Below are 18,778 nucleotides of genomic sequence, written 5' to 3'. Positions count from 1 at the left end.
GCGATAAAAAATAAGGCCACATCTGACTTGAGCAGATGTGGCCTTGAATTAAGTGCCAATTGAGTGAGCTAGGCTATCATTCGGGCGTTACGCCTTAACTGGAATACGCTCGAGTACGGCTAATAATAAGGTCCAGTATTGGCCGACTGTGGTGATGTTCACCATCTCGTCTGGTCCGTGCGGATAACGAATCGTAGGACCAATCGAGACCATATCCATATCTGGATAAGGTTTCTTGAATAGACCACACTCAAGACCCGCATGGATCACCATGATCACTGGCTCTTTTTGGTAAATGTCTTGATAGGTTTCGCGTACTATCGCCATCACAGGTGAGCTGTTATCTGGTTTCCAACCTGGGTAAGCGCCGCTTAAATCGATATCGGCTCCGGCTAAGTTAGTTAATGCAGTTAACATGCCTTCGACTTGAGTTCGGCCAGAATCAATCAGTGAGCGAATAAGACACAGGATAGTGACTTGTTCATCGTCAGTGCTGATGACGCCTACGTTGAGCGAGGTTTCAGTCACACCTTCGACTTCATCACTCATGCGGATCACGCCGTTCGGGCACACATGCAGCAAATCGATCAGGGTATTTTGGCTGTTTTCGCTCATCACACGTTTTGGCGTGGGGATAGTGTTTAACACTAAACGCATATCAGGATCGGCAATGGCGAGTTCAGTGCGGATAAGCGCTTCAAACTCAGCGACTTTTTCGTTTAAGGCACCGACGTTTTCTTCTGGCAACATAAAGCTGATGTTGGCTTCACGTGGGATCGCATTACGCAATGAACCGCCGCTAAATTGTGTCAGCTCTAACGCTAAATCATCTGCATTTTCAAATAGGAAACGCGCCAATAACTTATTGGCATTGCCGCGACCTAAGTGAATGTTCACTCCAGAGTGACCGCCTTTTAAGCCAGATAAATGCAGGCTAAAGGCAGAGTAACTTTGCTCAGACGCTTGCCAAACCATAGGCAGGGTGATTTGAGCATCGACGCCACCGGCGCAGCCCATGTAAATTTCACCTTCTTGCTCAGAATCAGTGTTGATCAGGATCTCTGCATCTAACATGCCCGCCTGTAAACCGAAGGCGCCCGTCATGCCCGCCTCTTCATCGATGGTCAGCAGCACTTCTAATGGACCGTGCTTGATGTCATCAGAGCCCAAAATGGCCAGCGCCGATGCCATACCAATACCGTTATCTGAACCTAAGGTCGTGCCTTTGGCTTTAACCCAATCACCATCGACATAAGCTTCGATAGGATCTTGGGTGAAGTCGTGTACTTTGTCGGCATTCTTCTGCGGCACCATATCGATATGGGCTTGAATGACCACGATTTTACGATCTTCCATTCCAGGCGTAGCCGGTTTGCGGATGATCAAGTTGCCAACGGCATCTTCAACGACGGCAAGTTGTTTGCTTTTTGCCCACGCTTGAATGTGCTGGCTTAAGGCTTGCTCATGCTTAGATGGGTGGGGAATAGCGCAGATTTGTTCAAACCATTGCCATAATGGCTGTGGGTATAACTGACTTAAAGCTGTCACAGAAGTGTCCCTCATAAGGTCTTGTGGGTATAGGGCAAATTTGCGGCCATTCTACCACATTCTGCGCAGCCAATTAATCTCAGCATCACAGGCTTTTGTTACGCTGGCAGCCAAAGTTTCCAGTTGGGATTTTTCAGAGGGTCTCGATACCACTTTTAGATTGGTAATTAGGCGATAGAGCGGGAATAATGCAGACACAATAATGAAAAAGGATGGGTCATGTTTCAAGTTAACTTCGTTGATGTAAAAGCAGAAAATGCCATTTTTGATGGTGAAGGTTGGGATGCAGTTGTGGTGGTAACGCCAGATCTGGATACCATAGGTTTTGATGAGATCAGTTTATTGGCTCAGCACGGTGCCCACGTGGATAAGCGCGTAGGTAAGAGCCCTACATTACTGTTTGCCCCGGGTCTGGCAGGAGGCCGCTTGATCATTGCGCCTGTCACCCAAGTGAACGACGAGTATGTAGATGTGCGTGTATATGCTGATGCCGCAAGGGCGGCGATTGCCATTGCAAAAGAGGCGGGCGCCAAACGTCCGTTGTTATATGTGGTGCCATCGAAGGATTTGCGTTTTGGTTTTGCCTCTGAAGTCGCGGCGTTAGCCTGCGGTCAAGAACTGTGGCAAACCTTAGAGCTGCGTGAAGCGACGGGCTTAACGCCTACATTTGAGGCCATAGGGTTATTATCTTCATCAACCCATAACAGCAATTTACTCAATGCGTTAGAAGCGGGCCGCGTATTAGCGCGGGATTTATGTGGTACAGAACCTGAGCGCATGTCGGCTAAAGCCTTTGCTGACTATTGTCTACAATCCTTAGCGGGCAGCGTGATCAAAACCGCAGTGGTAGAAGACAGAGATATTTTAGAGCGTGACTATCCGCTGCTCAGTGCAGTAGCGCGTTCCTCTTTTGCCGTCGGTCGTCATCAACCTCGGGTGGTGAAATTAGAATATCTGCCAGAGGGTGAAGTGACTCGCACTTTCCTGTTCGCGGGTAAGGGCGTGATTTACGATACCGGCGGCGCCGATCTGAAAGTCGGCGGTTCTATGGCGGGCATGAGCCGTGATAAAGGCGGCGCTTCAGCTGTGGCGGGGCTATTCAAAACCCTGTCAATGCTCAAGCCTAAGGGCATTCGAGTGATTGCCGAGTTAGGTTTAGTGCGTAACAGCATAGGCAGCGAAGCCTTCGTGACCGATGAAATCATTACCAGTCATGCGGGTGTACGAGTACGGATTGGTAATACGGATGCCGAAGGGCGCTTAGTGCTGGCAGATTTACTGAGTCATTTACGCATCAAAGCCGTGTCGGCGGTGAAGCCTGAAATGTTTTCGGTAGCAACACTCACGGGTCACGTAGTGCGCTGTTATGGCAGTTATCCTGCGGCGGTGGAAAACTCAGTGGCGAGTTCGCAGCAATGCGCTGTCACTTTACAACAGCAGGCGACTCAATGGGGCGAACCCTTTGAAGTGTCTACATTGCGACCTGAAGACTTCGCGAAGATCCGCGATGTGTCGGGCGCTGCTGAAATGTTATCTTCAAATAATGCCCCATCATCGATTACCGCGCGCGGACATCAATATCCGGCGGCGTTTTTACTGAAAGCGTCGGGGCTATTTGACCATGGTGTAACCGCCCCGATTCCCTTAGCTTATATGCACTTAGATATCGCAGGCAGTGCGACAGAAGGCGATCCGCTCTACGGTAAACCTACGGCCAGTCCGCTGGTGGGCTTGTATCAATATCTGATCAATCGCTAACGGGTAGGGCGTGTTGACGTTTCAGGGTTATTTTTGCAGCGAGTTGGCTGGCTTTTATGCAAGGTAAAGCCCGTGCGGTGTCGTTATTCTACATAAACGGGCGATAACGCAGCAGAAATGCCAGCCAAACGCTGCCCGAAGGGTTCGTCTGGCAAGCTCTTGCTCTTTGTCACTCGTCATTTGAGTAGAATAACTACACGTCACTCCTCGTTTCGCGATCACGAGCTTGCCAGAGCGAACAAAATTTAATCTCGAAACGTCAACACGCCCTAGTAACAAAAAGAAATAATTCTGTAATATCTTACTTATTAGATGCTTACAGGATTATTTCTGTTTTTATGTGAAGCAGATCGCCATTAACCCTACTATAATTGTGTAATTTAATTACATTAAAAAGCCTTAATTAAAAAAATTACAAATAAAGGTTGTAATAAAACTACAAAACCATATAATTGCTTTCGTGGATTAGGCGCTATGCCTTTCCTCTCTAGTCTATCCAGGATGGATATTTTTCTCCAAGGACCTGAGTGACAAGTCGTCTCAACGGATATGAGAATCTCTAGTTCCAGGGAACCGAGCCAAGCTTCACTAGAGTACTTAATCACAACTAATTTAGGAGTATTGACTATGTCTTATACAGGCAACAACCATTTTTATTGGCAGAACACTTGGTTTAACACTGATGTTTTGCGTGGCGGTTTATTCGCCATGAGCTTTAAGGCTTAACCCTCCTTAAAGTTTAGTTTCCATCATCCATCAACCTTTGTATCGCCTTTTTTGGCGTGTTTAGACTCAAGTAGTATATCGATGTTTTTGCATGGATATGCCAGGTTTTTCCCGCTAGCGCGGTAATGTACTTCCCCGAAAGGGACGCTTGAAATATGTCTTTGCCTGCTCATTGAGCAGGCTTTTTTTTGCCTTTTTTTTATCTAAACCTTACCTAAGTGATCAACTGAGTTAATAACATTTTGACTCACATCTTACTGATATATCGCCGTCGATTTGTATTTATCAAAAGCTAAACAGAATACGAGATGCTGAACCAATGGTATTGATTTGGCGGTTTTATTGATTCAACTACTGATGAGTGGGAGTGGATGCCGTGGGTGTACAAATCTGAGTTTAACGCCGAACACGATGAGTTAGATTCTAAGCCTGTCAAAATTAGGTGTCATTGGAGGTACAAGCTGAAACGATATCAAGTGATGACTGCCTTAGCTGTATACATAGCTATATAAAAACTGCTACCCCATAAAAGCAAATGTCTATAGCATGAAAATACCGTTTCTATTATTCGAGAGATAGGAATGGGTAGCGGTCATTCGTGAAAAATAAGTCAATCCACGACTTATGCCTTGCAGACAACCAGCGCATAAATACTAAGACGATAGGTATCAAAATGACAATGACGCTCCTTACATCATTATTGGCTATACCCTTTTGCTACTTAGCGCTTGCATCATTATTGGTATGTATACCCGTTAGAAAACAGCCTGTCGTTGATAGTCTAGATTTTGATGTTTTAAATGGTAAAGCAGATAACCTTCAACTAAGTGAGCAAACGTATGCTTCGCGTAGCGGAAGTGAGTTGTTTTACAGATTTATCGCCGGCAAGACGAATACGATTCTGGTTCTATTACATGGTTCTGGAGCGGAAGGTCGGTATTTGCTGCACCCAGCTCAAAAATTATCCATTGCAACTGAGATCAGTGTGGTTATTCCAGATCTGCGTGGCCATGGTCGATCAGCACAAAAGACATTGGGAGATATCGATTATATAGGACAGTATGAGGATGACTTGGAGGATCTTAGGCTGCATCTTAGTCAACAATACCCTAATTCATCTATCATTCTCGGAGGACACTCATCCGGTGGCGGCTTAGCGATAAAATATGCAGGAGGAGATCATGTCGCATTTGATGGATATCTGCTCCTCGCTCCTTATCTTGGCTATCGGGCACCAACTGTAAGGCCAAATTCGGGAGGATGGGTTCAGGTATCGACTAGACGTTATATAGGATTGACGATGTTAAATAATGTTGGAATTAAGCTGTTTAACTCTCTACCTGTGCTATTTTTTAACCGCCCAAAAGAATGGAGCGACCCATTACAGGCTGAAAGCTACTCTTACAGGTTAAATGAATCTTTTTCACCTCAAGCGTATGAAAAGAATCTGCAAAAAAATAATAAACCTGTATTAGTCTTAGTGGGTGCAGATGATGAAGCATTTTACGCAGAAAAGTTCGAAGCCGTTTTTAGTAAAAATGCTCCTCATGCGCTCGTCAAAATCATCCCAAAGGTAAAGCATTTAAACCTGCCAAATAATGACGATACGATCAACATTATGAGTAGCTGGATAAATAGTACCTATCAAGGGCATTGAGAGTACGCGCAAAGTGGCGATGTTCACTTCCCAACCTTTAACGTCATAGTTTTAGCTTCTATTACTGCCAAAATGTCTATGTACCTAAGTTCGTTTAGGCAATTAATCCCGTTTTAGGCATACATGTATACCCACGAAAACAATTTTGACCTTCTTGCTTTTATTCAGACTAACTGCTTATTGTCATAACTGGTCGCTGCCAGTAAATTGCTGAATAAAATGTTATTTATTTTCATTGGTTTAAGTGTAGTTGTCAGGACTATCGTTGATAGACTGTTGTATGCCAAAAGGAATCGGTATGGCTAAGTTTTTAAATCTATTTTCTTTAAGTTTGATTTTTACCAGCACATTTTGCTACGCAAATGAGCCTACTCAAGTGTTCTTAGACGGTGATAAGATTCACTATCAAGGAGGGTTAGCAAAAGAAGCCAATGAAATGGTGTTTGAAATATTTAAGAAAAATACTTCAAAAATAAAATGGCTAGCCATTAAGAGTGTTGGTGGTGAAGTTAATTTAGGCCTTGATTTAGCCGAGTTTATCAACAAGAACAGCTTAAACGTTGAGGTGACTGAGTATTGTTTATCTTCATGTGCTAACTACGTTTTCCCTGCTGCACATGAAAAAAGAATCACGAACCATGCATTGATAGGCTTTCATGGTGGAACTTCTGGCATGGCTGCTGGAGTCGCTGAATTTATCAAAACCTTACCTGAATCTGAGCGTGAGGCCACTCAAAAACACTTTGATGAATATGGTGAAAAAAACGCTGGCAAGAGAAGCTGAATTCTTTCAAAAATTAGGCATTAATTCTAACATCACCACACTTGGCCAAAGTTATGAGTACAAGAAATATGAAGATGCGGGTAGTTATGTCGGTTGGTATTACGCCATCAGCGATCTGAATAAACTTGGCGTCAAGAACATATCGGTACTGAATCCACCTTGGGTATTTAAACAGCTTTCAGAAAAGAGTCGGTTTTATAAAGTTGAAGTTATCGGAAGTTAATATCTAAATTCAACTCCAAAGTGCCACTTTCGCTATTTAAGCTACTAATTGATTACCGCTTCGGTCACGCATATTTCACGCTATTGGTGCCATGCATTAGGACTTAAAAGGATCTGTATGAAAGCACTATTTAAATTAAAAAATCCTTTAAAAATTGCATCCTTGGTCTTTTTTATGGGGGCAATATACAACGCGTATTCAATGGATATCATCGGTCTGGTGTGCTTTCTCGTCGCTGCTTTGGTGTTCTTCGTCCTAAGTATTTTCCGTACTGGTAAAAAAGCTACAGCAAGCAAGATTAGTTAACATTTCCCCTCATTATTTTTCCGTACGACAGCCTCTCCTCTGGCCTGACCAGCCTAAACTCCCTATAATCGGCTGCAAATGTCATCACGTTACATAGTGTTTACATCTAACTACCCTACATACTTAAAATAAAAAGGAACCTTGTTCCATGTTAGAAAAACTGTTCAAACTGAAACAAAATCAAACGAGCCTCAAGCAGGAAGCGGTCGCAGGTTTGACAACATTTATGACGATGGCCTACATCATTTTTGTGAATCCAATGATGTTAGCCGATGCGGGCATGGACCATGGGGCTGTATTCGTCGCGACTTGTTTGGCTGCGGCTGTCGGCTGTTTAGTTATGGGCTTGATGGCGAATTATCCTATCGCACTTGCACCCGGCATGGGGCTGAACGCCTTCTTTACCTACACAGTTGTGGGCGAAATGGGTTACAGCTGGGAGACAGCACTTGGCGCGGTATTCCTGTCGGGTATTTGCTTTTTAATCTTATCTTTAGTGCGCATTCGAGAGTGGATTGTAAATAGCATTCCCATGTCGCTGCGTATTGGTATTGCCGCTGGTATTGGTCTGTTCCTTGCGCTGATTGGCCTTAAGAGTGCCGGTATTGTGGTGGCAAGCCCTGCAACCTTAGTGACCTTAGGCGATATCACTGCATTTCCGGCGGTGATGGCTGTGTTAGGCTTTTTCCTGATCATTGCTATGGTGCAACGTGGAATGAAGTCGGCGGTTATCCTAAGTATCTTGATTATCACAGCGCTGGGATTAGTGTTTGGCGATGTGCAGTATCACGGCATTGTGTCTATGCCGCCGTCGATCATGCCAACATTTTTGAAGATGGATTTATCCCAAGTCTTTGAAGTCAGCATGTTATCTGTGGTGTTTGCCTTCTTATTCGTCGATCTTTTCGATACCTCTGGCACTTTAGTGGCGGTTGCGCAGCGCGGTGGTTTCCTCGATGAGAAGGGACGTTTACCGCGATTAAACCGTGCCTTAACCGCCGACAGTTTAGCGACTATTGCGGGCGCCGCTTTTGGTACGTCGACGACCACAAGTTATATCGAAAGTACGGCGGGTGTGAGCGCGGGTGGTCGTACTGGTTTGACGGCAGTTGTCGTGGGATTACTCTTTATTGCTGCGTTATTCCTGTCGCCTTTGGCGGGCATGATCCCAGCCTATGCGACGGCGGGTACACTGTTTTATGTGGCGATTCTGATGATGTCAGGACTCGTGCATGTCGAATGGGAAGATTTGACTGAAGCCGCACCGGTAGTCGTTGTGTGTATTTTAATGCCGCTGACGTTTTCTATCGCCACAGGCATCGCCTTTGGGATGATCTCTTACGCCGCAATTAAATTACTCACAGGTCGTTTTAGCGATCTCAATGTGGGCATTGTCGTCTTGGCTGCGCTGTTTGTAGCTAAGTTTATCTATGGCTAAGGCTGTCGATTAGTGGCTCGTGTAGTGCGAGCTCACAACGTAGATTGTCTACAATAGACAATATTTTTTGAGGGTCATCTCATCGATGGCCCTTTTTCATGCGTGATTCCAAGCAAAATCGAAAATTTATCTCGAGTTAATAACTCCTTGCTACCAATTACCCAACGGATTAGGTATAAGGATTGTTCGGTTATTTTTTACAAATGAATAATGAACTTAAGTGAGATTGCGTATCGCCGCGTAGTAGTGAAATTGGGGACGAGTGTGCTGACTTCTGGCAGTAAACAGCTAGATAAAGCTCACATGGTTGAGCTTGCTCGTCAAATGGCCGCACTGATGAAGTCAGGGGTCGAAGTCGTATTATGCACCTCTGGGGCCATTGCTGCTGGGCGTGAACATCTCCAATACCCGACACTGCCCGACACTATGGCCAATAAGCAATTGTTAGCCGCTGTCGGGCAAAGTCAGTTGATCCTCGCTTGGTCACAACTCTTTAGTATTTATGGGCTGCATGTCGGCCAATTGCTGCTGACCCGTGCCGATTTGCAGGATAGGGAGCGTTACCTCAACGCCCGTGACACGCTCAATGCCTTGCTGGCGAATAATATTGTGCCGATCATCAATGAAAATGATGCTGTTGCCACTAATGAAATCAAAGTCGGTGATAACGACAATCTGTCGGCCCGTGCCGCACTGCTGTGTGATGCCGATTTATTGATTTTATTGACGGATCAAAAGGGCTTATTCGATGCCGATCCGCGCACGAACCCGAATGCTAAGTTGATCTCCCAAGTCGTCAAGATTGACGACAGCCTACGTATGTTGGCGGGCGGATCTGTATCGGGTTTAGGTACGGGCGGAATGTCGACTAAATTGGAAGCGGCGGATATTGCTCGCCGTGCAGGCATCGAAGTGGTTATCGCTTCTGGCCATCACCCCGATGTGATCAAAAAAGTGGTGAGCAAGGAATCGGTTGGGACACATTTTAGTGCCATCGAAAACCCGCTCGAAAGCCGTAAACAGTGGATTTTAGCCGGCCCTGCGACTCAAGGTTCTTTAGTGCTCGATGCCGGTGCGGTCAAAGCAGTGACAGACAAGGGCCGCAGCCTATTGTCTAAAGGTATCGTCGGCGTTAAAGGCCAGTTTGAGCGCGGCGCAACGCTGCAATTAGTTGATCAACAGGGTAAAGTGATTGCTAAAGGGATGACACGATACTGCGGCCAAGCCCTCAGTTTGATCGCGGGCAAGCATTCCGACGAGATCGAGTCTTTACTCGGTTACGATTATGGTGACGCAATCGTGCACCGCAACGACATGGTTGTCTTATAAGCGAGGTCTGTTTTGAGTCAAATTAATCAAGATCAGTATTTACAGCAACTTGGTAATAATGCCAAACAAGCAAGTTATGCCTTAGCTAACTTAACGGCGAGCCAAAAGGCCGATTTGCTTGAAGCCATCGCCGATGCGCTGACAGAAAACGCCGCCGCCATTTTAGCCGCGAATGCTAAAGATGTTGCCGCTGCTAAAGCCGATGGATTAACGGATGCGATGATCGACAGATTGTTGCTCGATGATGCGCGTCTGGCGGGCATTATTGGCGATATTAGCGATGTGATTCGCCTTGCTGACCCGGTAGGCGAAGAATTTGGCAGTAAATTATTAGATAACGGTTTAAGGCTGACTCGCCGCCGAGTACCACTTGGGGTTATCGGGGTGATTTACGAAGCTCGGCCCAATGTGACTGTTGATATCGCGGTACTTGCCCTTAAAACCGGTAATGCGGTGATCCTCCGTGGCGGTAAAGAAACCCTTGAATCGAATAAGCTTATTAGTGACGTGATCCGCGGCGCGATTGTCGCTCAAGGTTTACCGATAGATGCGGTGCAATTTATTGATTCTTCAGACAGAGCTTTAGTAACTGGTTTACTTAAGCTCGATCAATATGTCGACATGATAGTGCCCCGTGGCGGTCAAGCACTGCAGCGCTTATGTGCTGAACAGGCGACCATTCCGGTGATTTTGGGCGGCATAGGTATTTGCCATTTATATGTCGATAAAAATGCCAATCTTGAACGGGCTCTCGAGGTGATCGCTAACGCCAAAGTGCAGCGTCCAACTGTGTGTAATGCGCTTGATACCTTGCTTGTGGATGAGCGCGTGGCGAGCACATTTGTGCCGCAAATTGCCGAGTATCTGCATCGTTTAGGCGTGCGTTTTTCAGTTTGTGACACAAGCTTTAGTCTGCTTGATGGTTTAGGGTTTGATGTGACGCTCGCCAAGGCTGAGGATTTTGGCATCGAATGGTTGTCGTTAACCTTAGGCATTAAAGTGGTGAGCGATATCGATGCCGCCGTTAGTCATATTCGCCAATATTCTAGCGGCCATTCGGAAGCGATTTTGACCGATGACATTCACGCAGCGGCGCACTTTATGAACGAAGTGAACTCAGCGGCTGTGTATGTCAATGCCAGCACGCGTTTTACCGATGGCGGTCAGTTTGGCCTTGGCGCCGAAGTTGCTGTGAGCACGCAAAAACTCCATGCTCGCGGCCCAATGGGGCTTGAGGCATTAACCACATATAAGTGGTTAGCATGGGGTGATTACACTAGCCGTGTTTAGCGGTTAAAAACCATAAAATTAAAGCCGTTAACACACTGTGTTGACGGCTTTTTTGTTCGCAGTGTTTGATTGTAAGTGCCAATTTGCAGAGTTTATTGATGGCAGTGCTTCAATGGAGAAGCGGCGTATAGGTGGCAAGTAACCAGATACAGAAGAATAGCGTCGACATGACGGTAGTGAACTTACGAAAGGCCTTGATGTATTCCAAGGTATAAATAAAGTACTTTTCCTGCACTCTGCGGGTGAGTAATACCGAGGGCAGCATAAAACTGCAATAGAGCATGACCACCATAGTGGTAAAACTGTTTCCCCAGAAATGCTCATAAATAAATAAGGCGATGCAGAGTAGCATAGCGCACCAGCTTAGTGGGCTGATGCTATTTTCCGGGGCCCATTGGGTTGATTTTTCCATCTGACTATCCTTAGTCGATTTGTACCTCAGTACAATTTATAGACGCAAGTCTAGGCATTATCAAACGCTTTCTACTGTAGACCCAGTTCGCAGAGGCTAATTTGTTGTTGCTAGGGTCTTGTTTGCGAGTTATCCAACATGAGCGCGTGCTATTTAATGGAGTGGATTACTTAACGTCGAATGACTTGTGCTTAATGTGGTCGATGTGGCTTAAAGCGTCTTGATATCGGCAAATTCGCCTTTGCAAAGCTGGGCTAAGTCAGTGGCCGCTAAGCTTATCTCCAAACCGCGTCTGCCCGCGCTGACATAAATCCTCTCGAAGCCTTGAGCGCTGTCATCAATTAAGGTCGGTAACTGTTTTTTCTGCGCTAGCGGGCTAATGCCGCCAACCAGATAGCCCGATGATTTTTGCGCGAGTTCGGCATCGGCCATTTGCAGTTTCTTTTGTCCTAGGCATTTTGCCACGGCTTTTAGATTGAGCTGATGATCGACGGGTACGAGGGCGACGGCAATTGGCGCATGGGCTTTGTCGATGGCAACTAAAAGGGTTTTAAACACTTGTGCGGGTTCGAGTCCTAAGGTGTTGGCAGCTTCTTCGCCGTAGGCGGCGCAGTGTGGATCATGACTGTACTCTAGGATATCAAACGTAATTTTGGCTTTTTTCGCCAATCGAACGGCCGGGGTCATTCTATACTCCTTCACAAAATGGGTGATATTAGCGCTTAATTTTGATGTAAAACGTTAGCCACTTCGGTTTTTACGTTCTTTAATTGGCTCATTGCAGTGAGCCAAGTTTATTTCAGGCGACGATTCAGTGATGACTCTGCCATCACTCAGCTATCTCTCAACCATCATTCAGCGAGTTTTGGCTTTGGGCCTATTTTACTTTTGCGCTCGGTATAACGGGGCCAAAGTTGTTGCAACATCATCCCTGACAGAATAAACGCCAGACCGAGATAGGTCGCCATCGCAATTGTTTCCTGCAAAATCCACGCGATAAAACCAATCGACATTACAGGGGATAAAAACACCATAGTGCTGATGTTCGCGGTGCGAGTGGCGGTTTTCAGCGCCATTAACCAAAGCACGAAGGTAATGCCCATCTCGAACAAGCCCACATACATACCTGCAAATATCGCCTTAAGACTAAAGCTGGGTAGGGTATCTGTCAGCACTAAAGTGACGGCGATAAAAGGTAAGCCGATAAGAAAACTCAATAATAAACTCACCACGGGATCGCCTTGATCTTTAGTGTTGACGATCCAATATAGGCACCAGAGTAAGGTGCTGGTGAGGGCAAGGCCGATCCCGAGCGGGCTATCAAAACTAAAGCCGCTGATATCGCCGCCGGTGGCAATGATAAATACCCCAGTGTAGGCAATCAGCGCCGCAGCAATGTCGCTCTTACGCAAATGTTGCTTTAACAAAGGCGCAGCCAATAACGGCAGCAATACCGCCCAAGTGTAATTGAGTGACAAAGCTTGCTGCGCTGGTAGTAAGGAATACGCCTTAAACAGCACCACATAGTAAAGGAAGGGATTGATGAGCCCTGTAACTAAATAAAATGCAGGGCGGCGTAAAAACTGTTGCTTGAGTAAGGAAAGCTTCTTTTGCCAGGCGAGAATACCGCCAAGGGCAATAATCGACGTGAGCACGGCAACAAACACCAGTTGCAGTGGCGTGTAGTAACTCAAGGCAATCTTAAAGGCCGTGGCTACTGTAGACCAGAGGAAGACCGCCGCCATGCCATACACGTACGCTAAATTCGAAGACTTCACTCTGCTACCTTACCTGGATAAACATCCGCCAAATGTGGGCAGATTGAATAACAGCTTGGGTTGATAAGCAAGACTATTTTATGTGCTTGGATATTTTATCCCGTAGCGGATGCGAGAAAGATAAATCAGAAAATTTTTTTGTTCGCCCTTGTAATTAAATTCCCTGTCCCAATATAGGTATCAAGGCAGAGAAGGTGGCCAACGATGGACTTGATATTTTAACCGTCTAGCCCCATATCAAAACCAACTAAACAAATTTAGATTGAATGAAATTTTTCGGAGGACCTCATGGGTAAAATTATTGGTATCGACTTAGGCACAACAAACTCTTGTGTAGCTGTCCTCGATGGTGGCAAAGCACGTGTGTTAGAAAACGCTGAAGGCGATCGCACAACCCCGTCAATCATCGCTTATACAGATGATGAGACCATTGTCGGTTCGCCAGCAAAACGTCAAGCTGTGACTAACCCGACTAACACATTCTTCGCGATTAAGCGTTTGATCGGTCGTCGCTTTAAAGATGACGAAGTCCAACGTGACGTGAACATCATGCCATTCAAAATCATTGCAGCCGACAACGGTGACGCATGGGTTGAATCGCGTGGCAACAAGATGGCTCCACCACAAGTTTCTGCAGAAATCTTGAAAAAGATGAAGAAAACCGCAGAAGACTTTTTAGGTGAAGAAGTAACAGAAGCGGTTATTACTGTTCCTGCTTACTTCAACGATTCACAACGTCAAGCGACTAAAGATGCGGGTCGTATCGCAGGTCTTGATGTTAAGCGTATTATCAACGAACCAACGGCAGCAGCATTAGCCTACGGTATTGATAAGAAACAAGGTGACAACATTGTTGCGGTATACGATTTAGGTGGTGGTACATTCGATATCTCTATCATCGAAATCGACAGCAACGATGGCGACCAAACATTTGAAGTGTTGGCAACCAACGGTGACACCCACTTAGGTGGTGAAGACTTTGACAACCGTTTGATCAACTACTTAGCTGATGAATTCAAGAAAGAGCAAGGCTTAGATCTGCGTAAAGATCCATTAGCAATGCAACGTCTGAAAGAAGCAGCAGAAAAAGCGAAAATTGAACTTTCAAGCACCAACCACACTGAAGTGAACCTGCCATACATCACGGCAGACGCAACAGGTCCTAAGCATTTAGTGATTAAAATCACTCGTGCTAAATTGGAATCACTGGTTGAAGACTTGATTCTCCGTACATTAGAGCCACTGAAAGTTGCCCTGGCTGATGCAGATTTATCTGTAACAGACATCAACGAAGTGATTCTAGTGGGTGGTCAAACACGTATGCCTAAGGTTCAAGAAGCAGTGACAAACTTCTTCGGCAAAGAACCTCGTAAAGACGTGAACCCAGACGAAGCGGTAGCCGTAGGTGCTGCAATTCAAGCGGGTGTTCTGTCAGGCGACGTGAAAGACGTATTACTGTTAGACGTAACACCACTGTCTCTTGGTATCGAAACCATGGGCAGCGTGATGACTAAGTTGATTGAGAAGAACACCACTATTCCTACTAAGGCGCAGCAAGTGTTCTCAACAGCCGATGACAACCAAAGTGCAGTGACCATTCACGTACTGCAAGGTGAGCGTAAGCAAGCGAGCGCGAACAAGTCATTAGGTCAGTTCAACTTAGACGGTATTGAGCCAGCGCAACGTGGCCAGCCACAAATTGAAGTGATGTTCGACATCGATGCCGACGGTATTCTGCATGTGTCTGCTACAGACAAGAAAACCGGCAAGAAACAAAACATCACCATCAAAGCATCTTCTGGCTTAAGCGAAGAAGAAGTGGCGCAAATGGTACGTGATGCCGAAGCTCATGCAGATGAAGACAAGAAGTTTGAAGAGTTAGTGCAATCACGCAACCAAGCTGACGGCTTAGTTCACGCAACTAAGAAACAAGTTGAAGAAGCGGGCGATGCACTGCCAAGCGAAGATAAAGAGAAAATCCAAGCTGCGATGGATGCTGTTGACACTGCTATCAAAGGCAATGACAAAGAAGCCATTGAAAAGGCAACTCAAGAACTGATCGAAGCATCTGCTAAGCTGATGGAAATCGCTCAAGCTAAGTCTCAAGCTCAAGGCGGCGACAATGCCGACGCGGGCAAACAGGCTAACGCTACTGCCGATGACGTTGTCGATGCTGAATTCGAAGAAGTGAAAGACGACAAGAAATAATGACTTGTTTTCAATCGAATAGATTGATTTCAAAGCGTTAATTTCTAGGCGGGCGTTACGGGGCAACCCTAACGCCCGTTTGTTCAACACCAGCTGAGAAGCATGAGATTATGTCAAAGCGAGATTATTACGAAGTATTAGGTGTCAGTCGTGACACTAGCGAACGTGAAATTAAAAAGGCCTACAAACGTCTGGCCATGAAATTTCACCCAGATCGCAACCCAGGCGACAAAACCGCAGAAGCTAACTTTAAAGAAATTAAAGAAGCCTACGAGATCCTAACCGACGCCGACAAAAAAGCGGCCTACGACCAATTTGGTCATGCGGGTGTGGATCCTAATCGCGGTGGCGGTGGTTACGGTGGTGGTCAAGGCGATTTCGGCGATATTTTCGGTGATGTCTTTGGCGATATTTTCGGCGGTGGACGTCGTGGCGGTCAACGCCAAGCGGCCCGCGGCTCAGATTTACGTTACAACCTAGAGTTATCACTGGAAGAAGCCGTAAAAGGCTTAACCAAAGAACTGCGGATTCCAACACTGGCGACTTGCGATCTGTGTGAAGGCAGCGGCGCGAAAAAAGGCACCTCTGCAACCACCTGTGGCACCTGTCACGGCCAAGGCCAAGTGCAAATGCGCCAAGGTTTCTTTGCGGTGCAACAGCCTTGTCCAACCTGTCATGGCCGCGGCAAGATCATCAAAGATCCTTGCACTAAGTGTCATGGCGATGGCCGTGTTGAAAAGAGCAAAACCTTATCGGTTAAGATCCCAGCCGGCGTTGATACGGGCGACCGTATTCGTTTAGCGGGTGAAGGTGAAGCGGGTGAGTTTGGCGCGCCAGCAGGGGATTTATACGTTCAGGTCAGTGTGCGTGAGCATGCGATTTTTGTCCGTGATGGCAACAACCTTTACTGCGAAGTGCCGATATCCTTCAGTAAAGCGGCTTTAGGCGGTGAGATTGAAGTGCCAACACTGGATGGTAAAGTCAGCCTGAAGATCCCAGCCGAAACGCAAACGGGCCGTATGTTCCGTTTACGTGGCAAAGGCGTCAAGTCGGTTCGCAGCCATGCGGTAGGCGATTTGCTCTGCAAAGTGGTTATGGAAACCCCAGTTAACTTAAACGATCGTCAAAAAGAACTGTTACGCGAATTTGAAGCCACCTTAACTGGTGAGTCGAAAAAACACAGCCCAAAGGCTGAGGGCTTTTTCGATGGCGTGAAAAAGTTCTTTCAAGATCTGAATAGCTAACTTGTTTTGATGGCGCTGCTGTTATGTTAGCAGCGCGTTAGATGAATAAAGCCCCGTAGTGTTTAGCGCTAGCGGGGCTTTTTTATGTTCGATTGAATGCTCAGATTTTGAGAGAGTAGTGCGCAGTAACTGATTAAGCACTGTCATTCCAGTGACTCGCCATGAACTCATCCCTGAGGGCTCGACGACGGCATCCATGCCGTCAACGGTCACTTCCATGACAGTGCTTAATTCCTTTTAAGTCCTGCGTATACCTGATAAATGTTATGCCTGTCCGATCTTTCCCTTTGCGTGACGCCTTTGGGTTTTACAAACCGCATGTTGGGTCGCTGCGCAGCTTCAGCGATGGCTAAGGCATCGTTGTAGTCATTTTTATTACCTTGCCGAAAAGGCACCACAAATTGAGGTGCGATTAGCTTGACGTTATGGCCCAACAGCTCAAATTCTCTGGCCCAGTAATTTGCCCCACCACAGGCTTCCATCACAATCAGACACGGTTCAATTTGGGCGACAAAGGGGAGCAAGTCCTTACGTTTAAGCATTTTCTTTTTGAGTAACTTACCCGTTTTATCGACACCAACAAGATGAAAAACAGACTTTGCGATATCTAAACCGATTGTAGTAATCTTCATAGGTGGACCCGTCCTCTTTCTGATGAGTTTTAGCGACTACATCGTGGCCCATTGCGAGGCCGATTTAAAGTGGATGTGTAGTGGTCAAGTAAAATTGGCCACGGTTTTAGAGTCATTCCAATATAAACGTTCTGACTCATTTGGCGTTAACCCACCATTATATTGATGGGGTCTTGTCTCACTGTAATATCCAGTGATGTAATTTGTGATCTCTTTATCTGCTTCTGTAAAATTCCCATAACCACTGGCAGGTATCCACTCAGATTTCAAACTTCTAAAGAAACGCTCCATTGGTGCGTTATCCCAACAATTCCCGCGGCGACTCATACTTTGCTCAATCTGAAGACGCCATATTAATTGTCTGAATTTCAAGCTTGTGTAATGCGAACCTTGATCGCTGTGATATATCACATTCTCAGGCTTACCCCTTAACTCAAATGCCATTTTCAAAGCTTTACAGGTCAGCGCACTATCTGGTGATAATGACAAAGCCCATCCAACAGGTTTGCGGGAAAATAAGTCTAAAACAACGGCTAGATAGGCCCAGCGATTACCGACCCAAACATACGTCACGTCGCCACACCACACTTGATCTGGTTGAGTTACTGCAAACTGTCGATTAAGCGTATTGGGGATTGCAACATGCTCTTGTGTCGCTTTCCTATAAGAATGCTTAGGCTGCTGACAGCTTAATAACCCAAGTTTTTTCATTAGATTACGGGCTCGATAACGACTGAGACCAATCCCTTTGTTAGTCACTAATTGCGCTATCGTTCGCGCACCGGCAGAGCCATGACTAATACGATGTGCGGCCTTCACTTCACTGCATAAAATAGTAAAGTCTGTATCAATATGTTCTTTTCTTTTTAGCCAATACTTATAGCTACTTCGATGCACTTTGAATGCATTACAAATTGTGAGAATAGAGTGGCTCTGCTTGAGTGCGCTGATTAGCGTAAATTGTTCATCGAGTCTGACATCAAGAGAGCGGTAGCCTTTTTTAGGATAAGATTGTGCTCCTCAAGACGAGCTATTTGCTTCTTCAGCTCACGGATTTCAATTTGTTCAGGGGTAATCGGAGATGCTTTTGGTGTGCCACCCTGGCGTTCTAGTTTTAACTGTCTCACCCATTTATCCATAGTGGACTTACCTACGTTCATCGCCTTTGCAGCTTCGATGATGCTATGGTTTTTATCGAGGACTAATTGGGCTGCTTCAAGTTTGAATTCAGCACTAAATGTTTTTCTGGTTGTCGATCTCATGTTTTCACCTAAAGTCATCTACGAGGTAATAATATCACCTCTATTTAGGTGGCCAAAATTAGTGTGCCACTACAATGGGTCCATTCCATTATCCATGGCAAGACTCACGCAATTTGTCTATTCGCCCTGCGGCAACTCCGAGGCGATGGTGTATTCTTTAGACTTTGGTGTGATCGGTAAATT

Annotated in this window: 16 protein-coding genes and 1 pseudogene; 10 read left to right on the top strand and 7 right to left on the bottom strand. The window is 45.9% G+C overall.

All coding sequences use genetic code 11. The features are described 5' to 3' along the window. Nucleotides 1-87: 87 nt before the first annotated feature. Complete coding sequence (locus tag AC5YB3_RS07025) at nt 88-1,548, bottom strand: aminoacyl-histidine dipeptidase (RefSeq protein ID WP_259590246.1); 1,461 nt, start codon at nt 1,546-1,548, stop codon at nt 88-90. Between the two features lie 219 nt (nt 1,549-1,767). Here AC5YB3_RS07025 and AC5YB3_RS07020 point away from each other — a divergent pair, with 219 nt between their 5' ends. The 8 genes from AC5YB3_RS07020 (at nt 1,768) to AC5YB3_RS06985 (ending at nt 11,059) form a co-directional block, all read left to right on the top strand. Further along, nucleotides 1,768-3,306 carry a M17 family metallopeptidase gene (locus AC5YB3_RS07020; RefSeq protein ID WP_494526842.1) on the top strand — a complete coding sequence of 513 codons (1,539 nt, stop codon included), beginning with the start codon at nt 1,768-1,770 and terminating at the stop codon, nt 3,304-3,306. 1,399 nt (nt 3,307-4,705) lie between these two features. Beyond that, the gene (locus tag AC5YB3_RS07015; RefSeq protein WP_494526841.1) at nt 4,706-5,689 is read left to right on the top strand and encodes an alpha/beta hydrolase; all 984 of its coding nucleotides are present in this window, start codon (nt 4,706-4,708) and stop codon (nt 5,687-5,689) included. Between the two features lie 298 nt (nt 5,690-5,987). Beyond that, complete coding sequence (locus AC5YB3_RS07010; RefSeq protein WP_494526840.1) at nt 5,988-6,473, top strand: hypothetical protein; 486 nt, start codon at nt 5,988-5,990, stop codon at nt 6,471-6,473. After that, complete coding sequence (locus tag AC5YB3_RS07005) at nt 6,436-6,696, top strand: hypothetical protein (protein ID WP_494526839.1); 261 nt, start codon at nt 6,436-6,438, stop codon at nt 6,694-6,696. The genes AC5YB3_RS07010 and AC5YB3_RS07005 overlap by 38 nt, the downstream gene beginning before the upstream one ends. 117 nt (nt 6,697-6,813) lie before the next feature. After that, nucleotides 6,814-7,002, top strand: coding sequence for a hypothetical protein (locus AC5YB3_RS07000; RefSeq protein ID WP_259576141.1), 189 nt, complete (start codon nt 6,814-6,816; stop codon nt 7,000-7,002). A 148-nt stretch (nt 7,003-7,150) separates the two neighbouring features. Further along, nucleotides 7,151-8,440: an NCS2 family permease gene (locus AC5YB3_RS06995; protein ID WP_006082801.1), complete on the top strand. Its 1,290-nt coding sequence runs from the start codon at nt 7,151-7,153 to the stop codon at nt 8,438-8,440. A gap of 210 nt (nt 8,441-8,650) precedes the next feature. Continuing rightward, a complete protein-coding gene (gene proB, locus AC5YB3_RS06990) occupies nt 8,651-9,769 on the top strand; it encodes a glutamate 5-kinase (RefSeq protein ID WP_006082800.1) in 1,119 nt (372 codons plus the stop codon). A 12-nt stretch (nt 9,770-9,781) separates the two neighbouring features. Beyond that, nucleotides 9,782-11,059 (top strand): glutamate-5-semialdehyde dehydrogenase, encoded by a 1,278-nt coding sequence (locus AC5YB3_RS06985; RefSeq protein WP_494526838.1) that lies wholly within the window; start codon nt 9,782-9,784, stop codon nt 11,057-11,059. Between the two features lie 109 nt (nt 11,060-11,168). On the opposite strand, the gene AC5YB3_RS06980 is transcribed toward AC5YB3_RS06985, so the two are convergent. From AC5YB3_RS06980 to AC5YB3_RS06970, 3 genes are all read right to left on the bottom strand, one after another. Further along, a complete protein-coding gene (locus AC5YB3_RS06980) occupies nt 11,169-11,471 on the bottom strand; it encodes a hypothetical protein (protein WP_006083921.1) in 303 nt (100 codons plus the stop codon). Nucleotides 11,472-11,681: 210 nt separating this feature from the next. Beyond that, nucleotides 11,682-12,158, bottom strand: a complete 477-nt coding sequence (gene ybaK / locus AC5YB3_RS06975; protein WP_011847568.1) for a Cys-tRNA(Pro) deacylase — start codon at nt 12,156-12,158, stop codon at nt 11,682-11,684. Nucleotides 12,159-12,322: 164 nt separating this feature from the next. Next, a complete protein-coding gene (locus tag AC5YB3_RS06970) occupies nt 12,323-13,249 on the bottom strand; it encodes a DMT family transporter (RefSeq protein ID WP_494526837.1) in 927 nt (308 codons plus the stop codon). A gap of 288 nt (nt 13,250-13,537) precedes the next feature. Here AC5YB3_RS06970 and dnaK point away from each other — a divergent pair, with 288 nt between their 5' ends. Both dnaK and dnaJ read left to right on the top strand, forming a co-directional pair. Further along, on the top strand, nt 13,538-15,457 hold the full coding sequence (dnaK, locus tag AC5YB3_RS06965) for a molecular chaperone DnaK (RefSeq protein ID WP_011847566.1): 1,920 nt from the start codon (nt 13,538-13,540) through the stop codon (nt 15,455-15,457). Nucleotides 15,458-15,567: 110 nt separating this feature from the next. After that, the gene (gene dnaJ / locus AC5YB3_RS06960; RefSeq protein WP_006082793.1) at nt 15,568-16,701 is read left to right on the top strand and encodes a molecular chaperone DnaJ; all 1,134 of its coding nucleotides are present in this window, start codon (nt 15,568-15,570) and stop codon (nt 16,699-16,701) included. A gap of 21 nt (nt 16,702-16,722) precedes the next feature. Here dnaJ and AC5YB3_RS06955 read toward each other — a convergent pair whose 3' ends face one another. From AC5YB3_RS06955 to AC5YB3_RS06945, 3 genes and pseudogenes are all read right to left on the bottom strand, one after another. Further along, nucleotides 16,723-16,920: a ubiquitin family protein gene (locus AC5YB3_RS06955; protein ID WP_494526836.1), complete on the bottom strand. Its 198-nt coding sequence runs from the start codon at nt 16,918-16,920 to the stop codon at nt 16,723-16,725. A gap of 62 nt (nt 16,921-16,982) precedes the next feature. Next, nucleotides 16,983-17,333 (bottom strand): annotated as a pseudogene (locus tag AC5YB3_RS06950) (IS110 family transposase); the annotation flags it as partial. A gap of 84 nt (nt 17,334-17,417) precedes the next feature. Beyond that, nucleotides 17,418-18,595, bottom strand: a protein-coding gene (locus AC5YB3_RS06945) for an IS3-like element ISSba5 family transposase (protein WP_173244624.1) whose coding sequence is annotated in 2 segments (ribosomal slippage) — nt 17,418-18,337 and nt 18,337-18,595 — 1,179 coding nt in all. Because the reading frame shifts where the segments join, the coding sequence is not laid out codon by codon here. Nucleotides 18,596-18,778: the final 183 nt, after the last annotated feature.

The organism is Shewanella sp. 1311, assembly GCF_059338235.1.
The sequence above is the reverse complement of the archived record's forward strand: the minus strand, read 5'-3'. Positions and strand labels throughout refer to the sequence as shown.

Bases quoted from the DNA above. Each gene is read 5' to 3' on its own strand.
- AC5YB3_RS07020 (WP_494526842.1), top strand. From the start codon at position 1,768: ATGTTTCAAGTTAACTTCGTTGATGTAAAAGCAGAAAATGCCATTTTT.
- AC5YB3_RS07015 (WP_494526841.1), top strand. From the start codon at position 4,706: ATGACAATGACGCTCCTTACATCATTATTGGCTATACCCTTTTGCTAC.
- AC5YB3_RS07010 (WP_494526840.1), top strand. From the start codon at position 5,988: ATGGCTAAGTTTTTAAATCTATTTTCTTTAAGTTTGATTTTTACCAGC.
- AC5YB3_RS07005 (WP_494526839.1), top strand. From the start codon at position 6,436: ATGAATATGGTGAAAAAAACGCTGGCAAGAGAAGCTGAATTCTTTCAA.
- AC5YB3_RS07000 (WP_259576141.1), top strand. From the start codon at position 6,814: ATGAAAGCACTATTTAAATTAAAAAATCCTTTAAAAATTGCATCCTTG.
- AC5YB3_RS06995 (WP_006082801.1), top strand. From the start codon at position 7,151: ATGTTAGAAAAACTGTTCAAACTGAAACAAAATCAAACGAGCCTCAAG.
- proB (WP_006082800.1), top strand. From the start codon at position 8,651: ATGAACTTAAGTGAGATTGCGTATCGCCGCGTAGTAGTGAAATTGGGG.
- AC5YB3_RS06980 (WP_006083921.1), bottom strand. From the start codon at position 11,471: ATGGAAAAATCAACCCAATGGGCCCCGGAAAATAGCATCAGCCCACTA.
- ybaK (WP_011847568.1), bottom strand. From the start codon at position 12,158: ATGACCCCGGCCGTTCGATTGGCGAAAAAAGCCAAAATTACGTTTGAT.
- dnaK (WP_011847566.1), top strand. From the start codon at position 13,538: ATGGGTAAAATTATTGGTATCGACTTAGGCACAACAAACTCTTGTGTA.
- dnaJ (WP_006082793.1), top strand. From the start codon at position 15,568: ATGTCAAAGCGAGATTATTACGAAGTATTAGGTGTCAGTCGTGACACT.
- AC5YB3_RS06955 (WP_494526836.1), bottom strand. From the start codon at position 16,920: ATGGAAGTGACCGTTGACGGCATGGATGCCGTCGTCGAGCCCTCAGGG.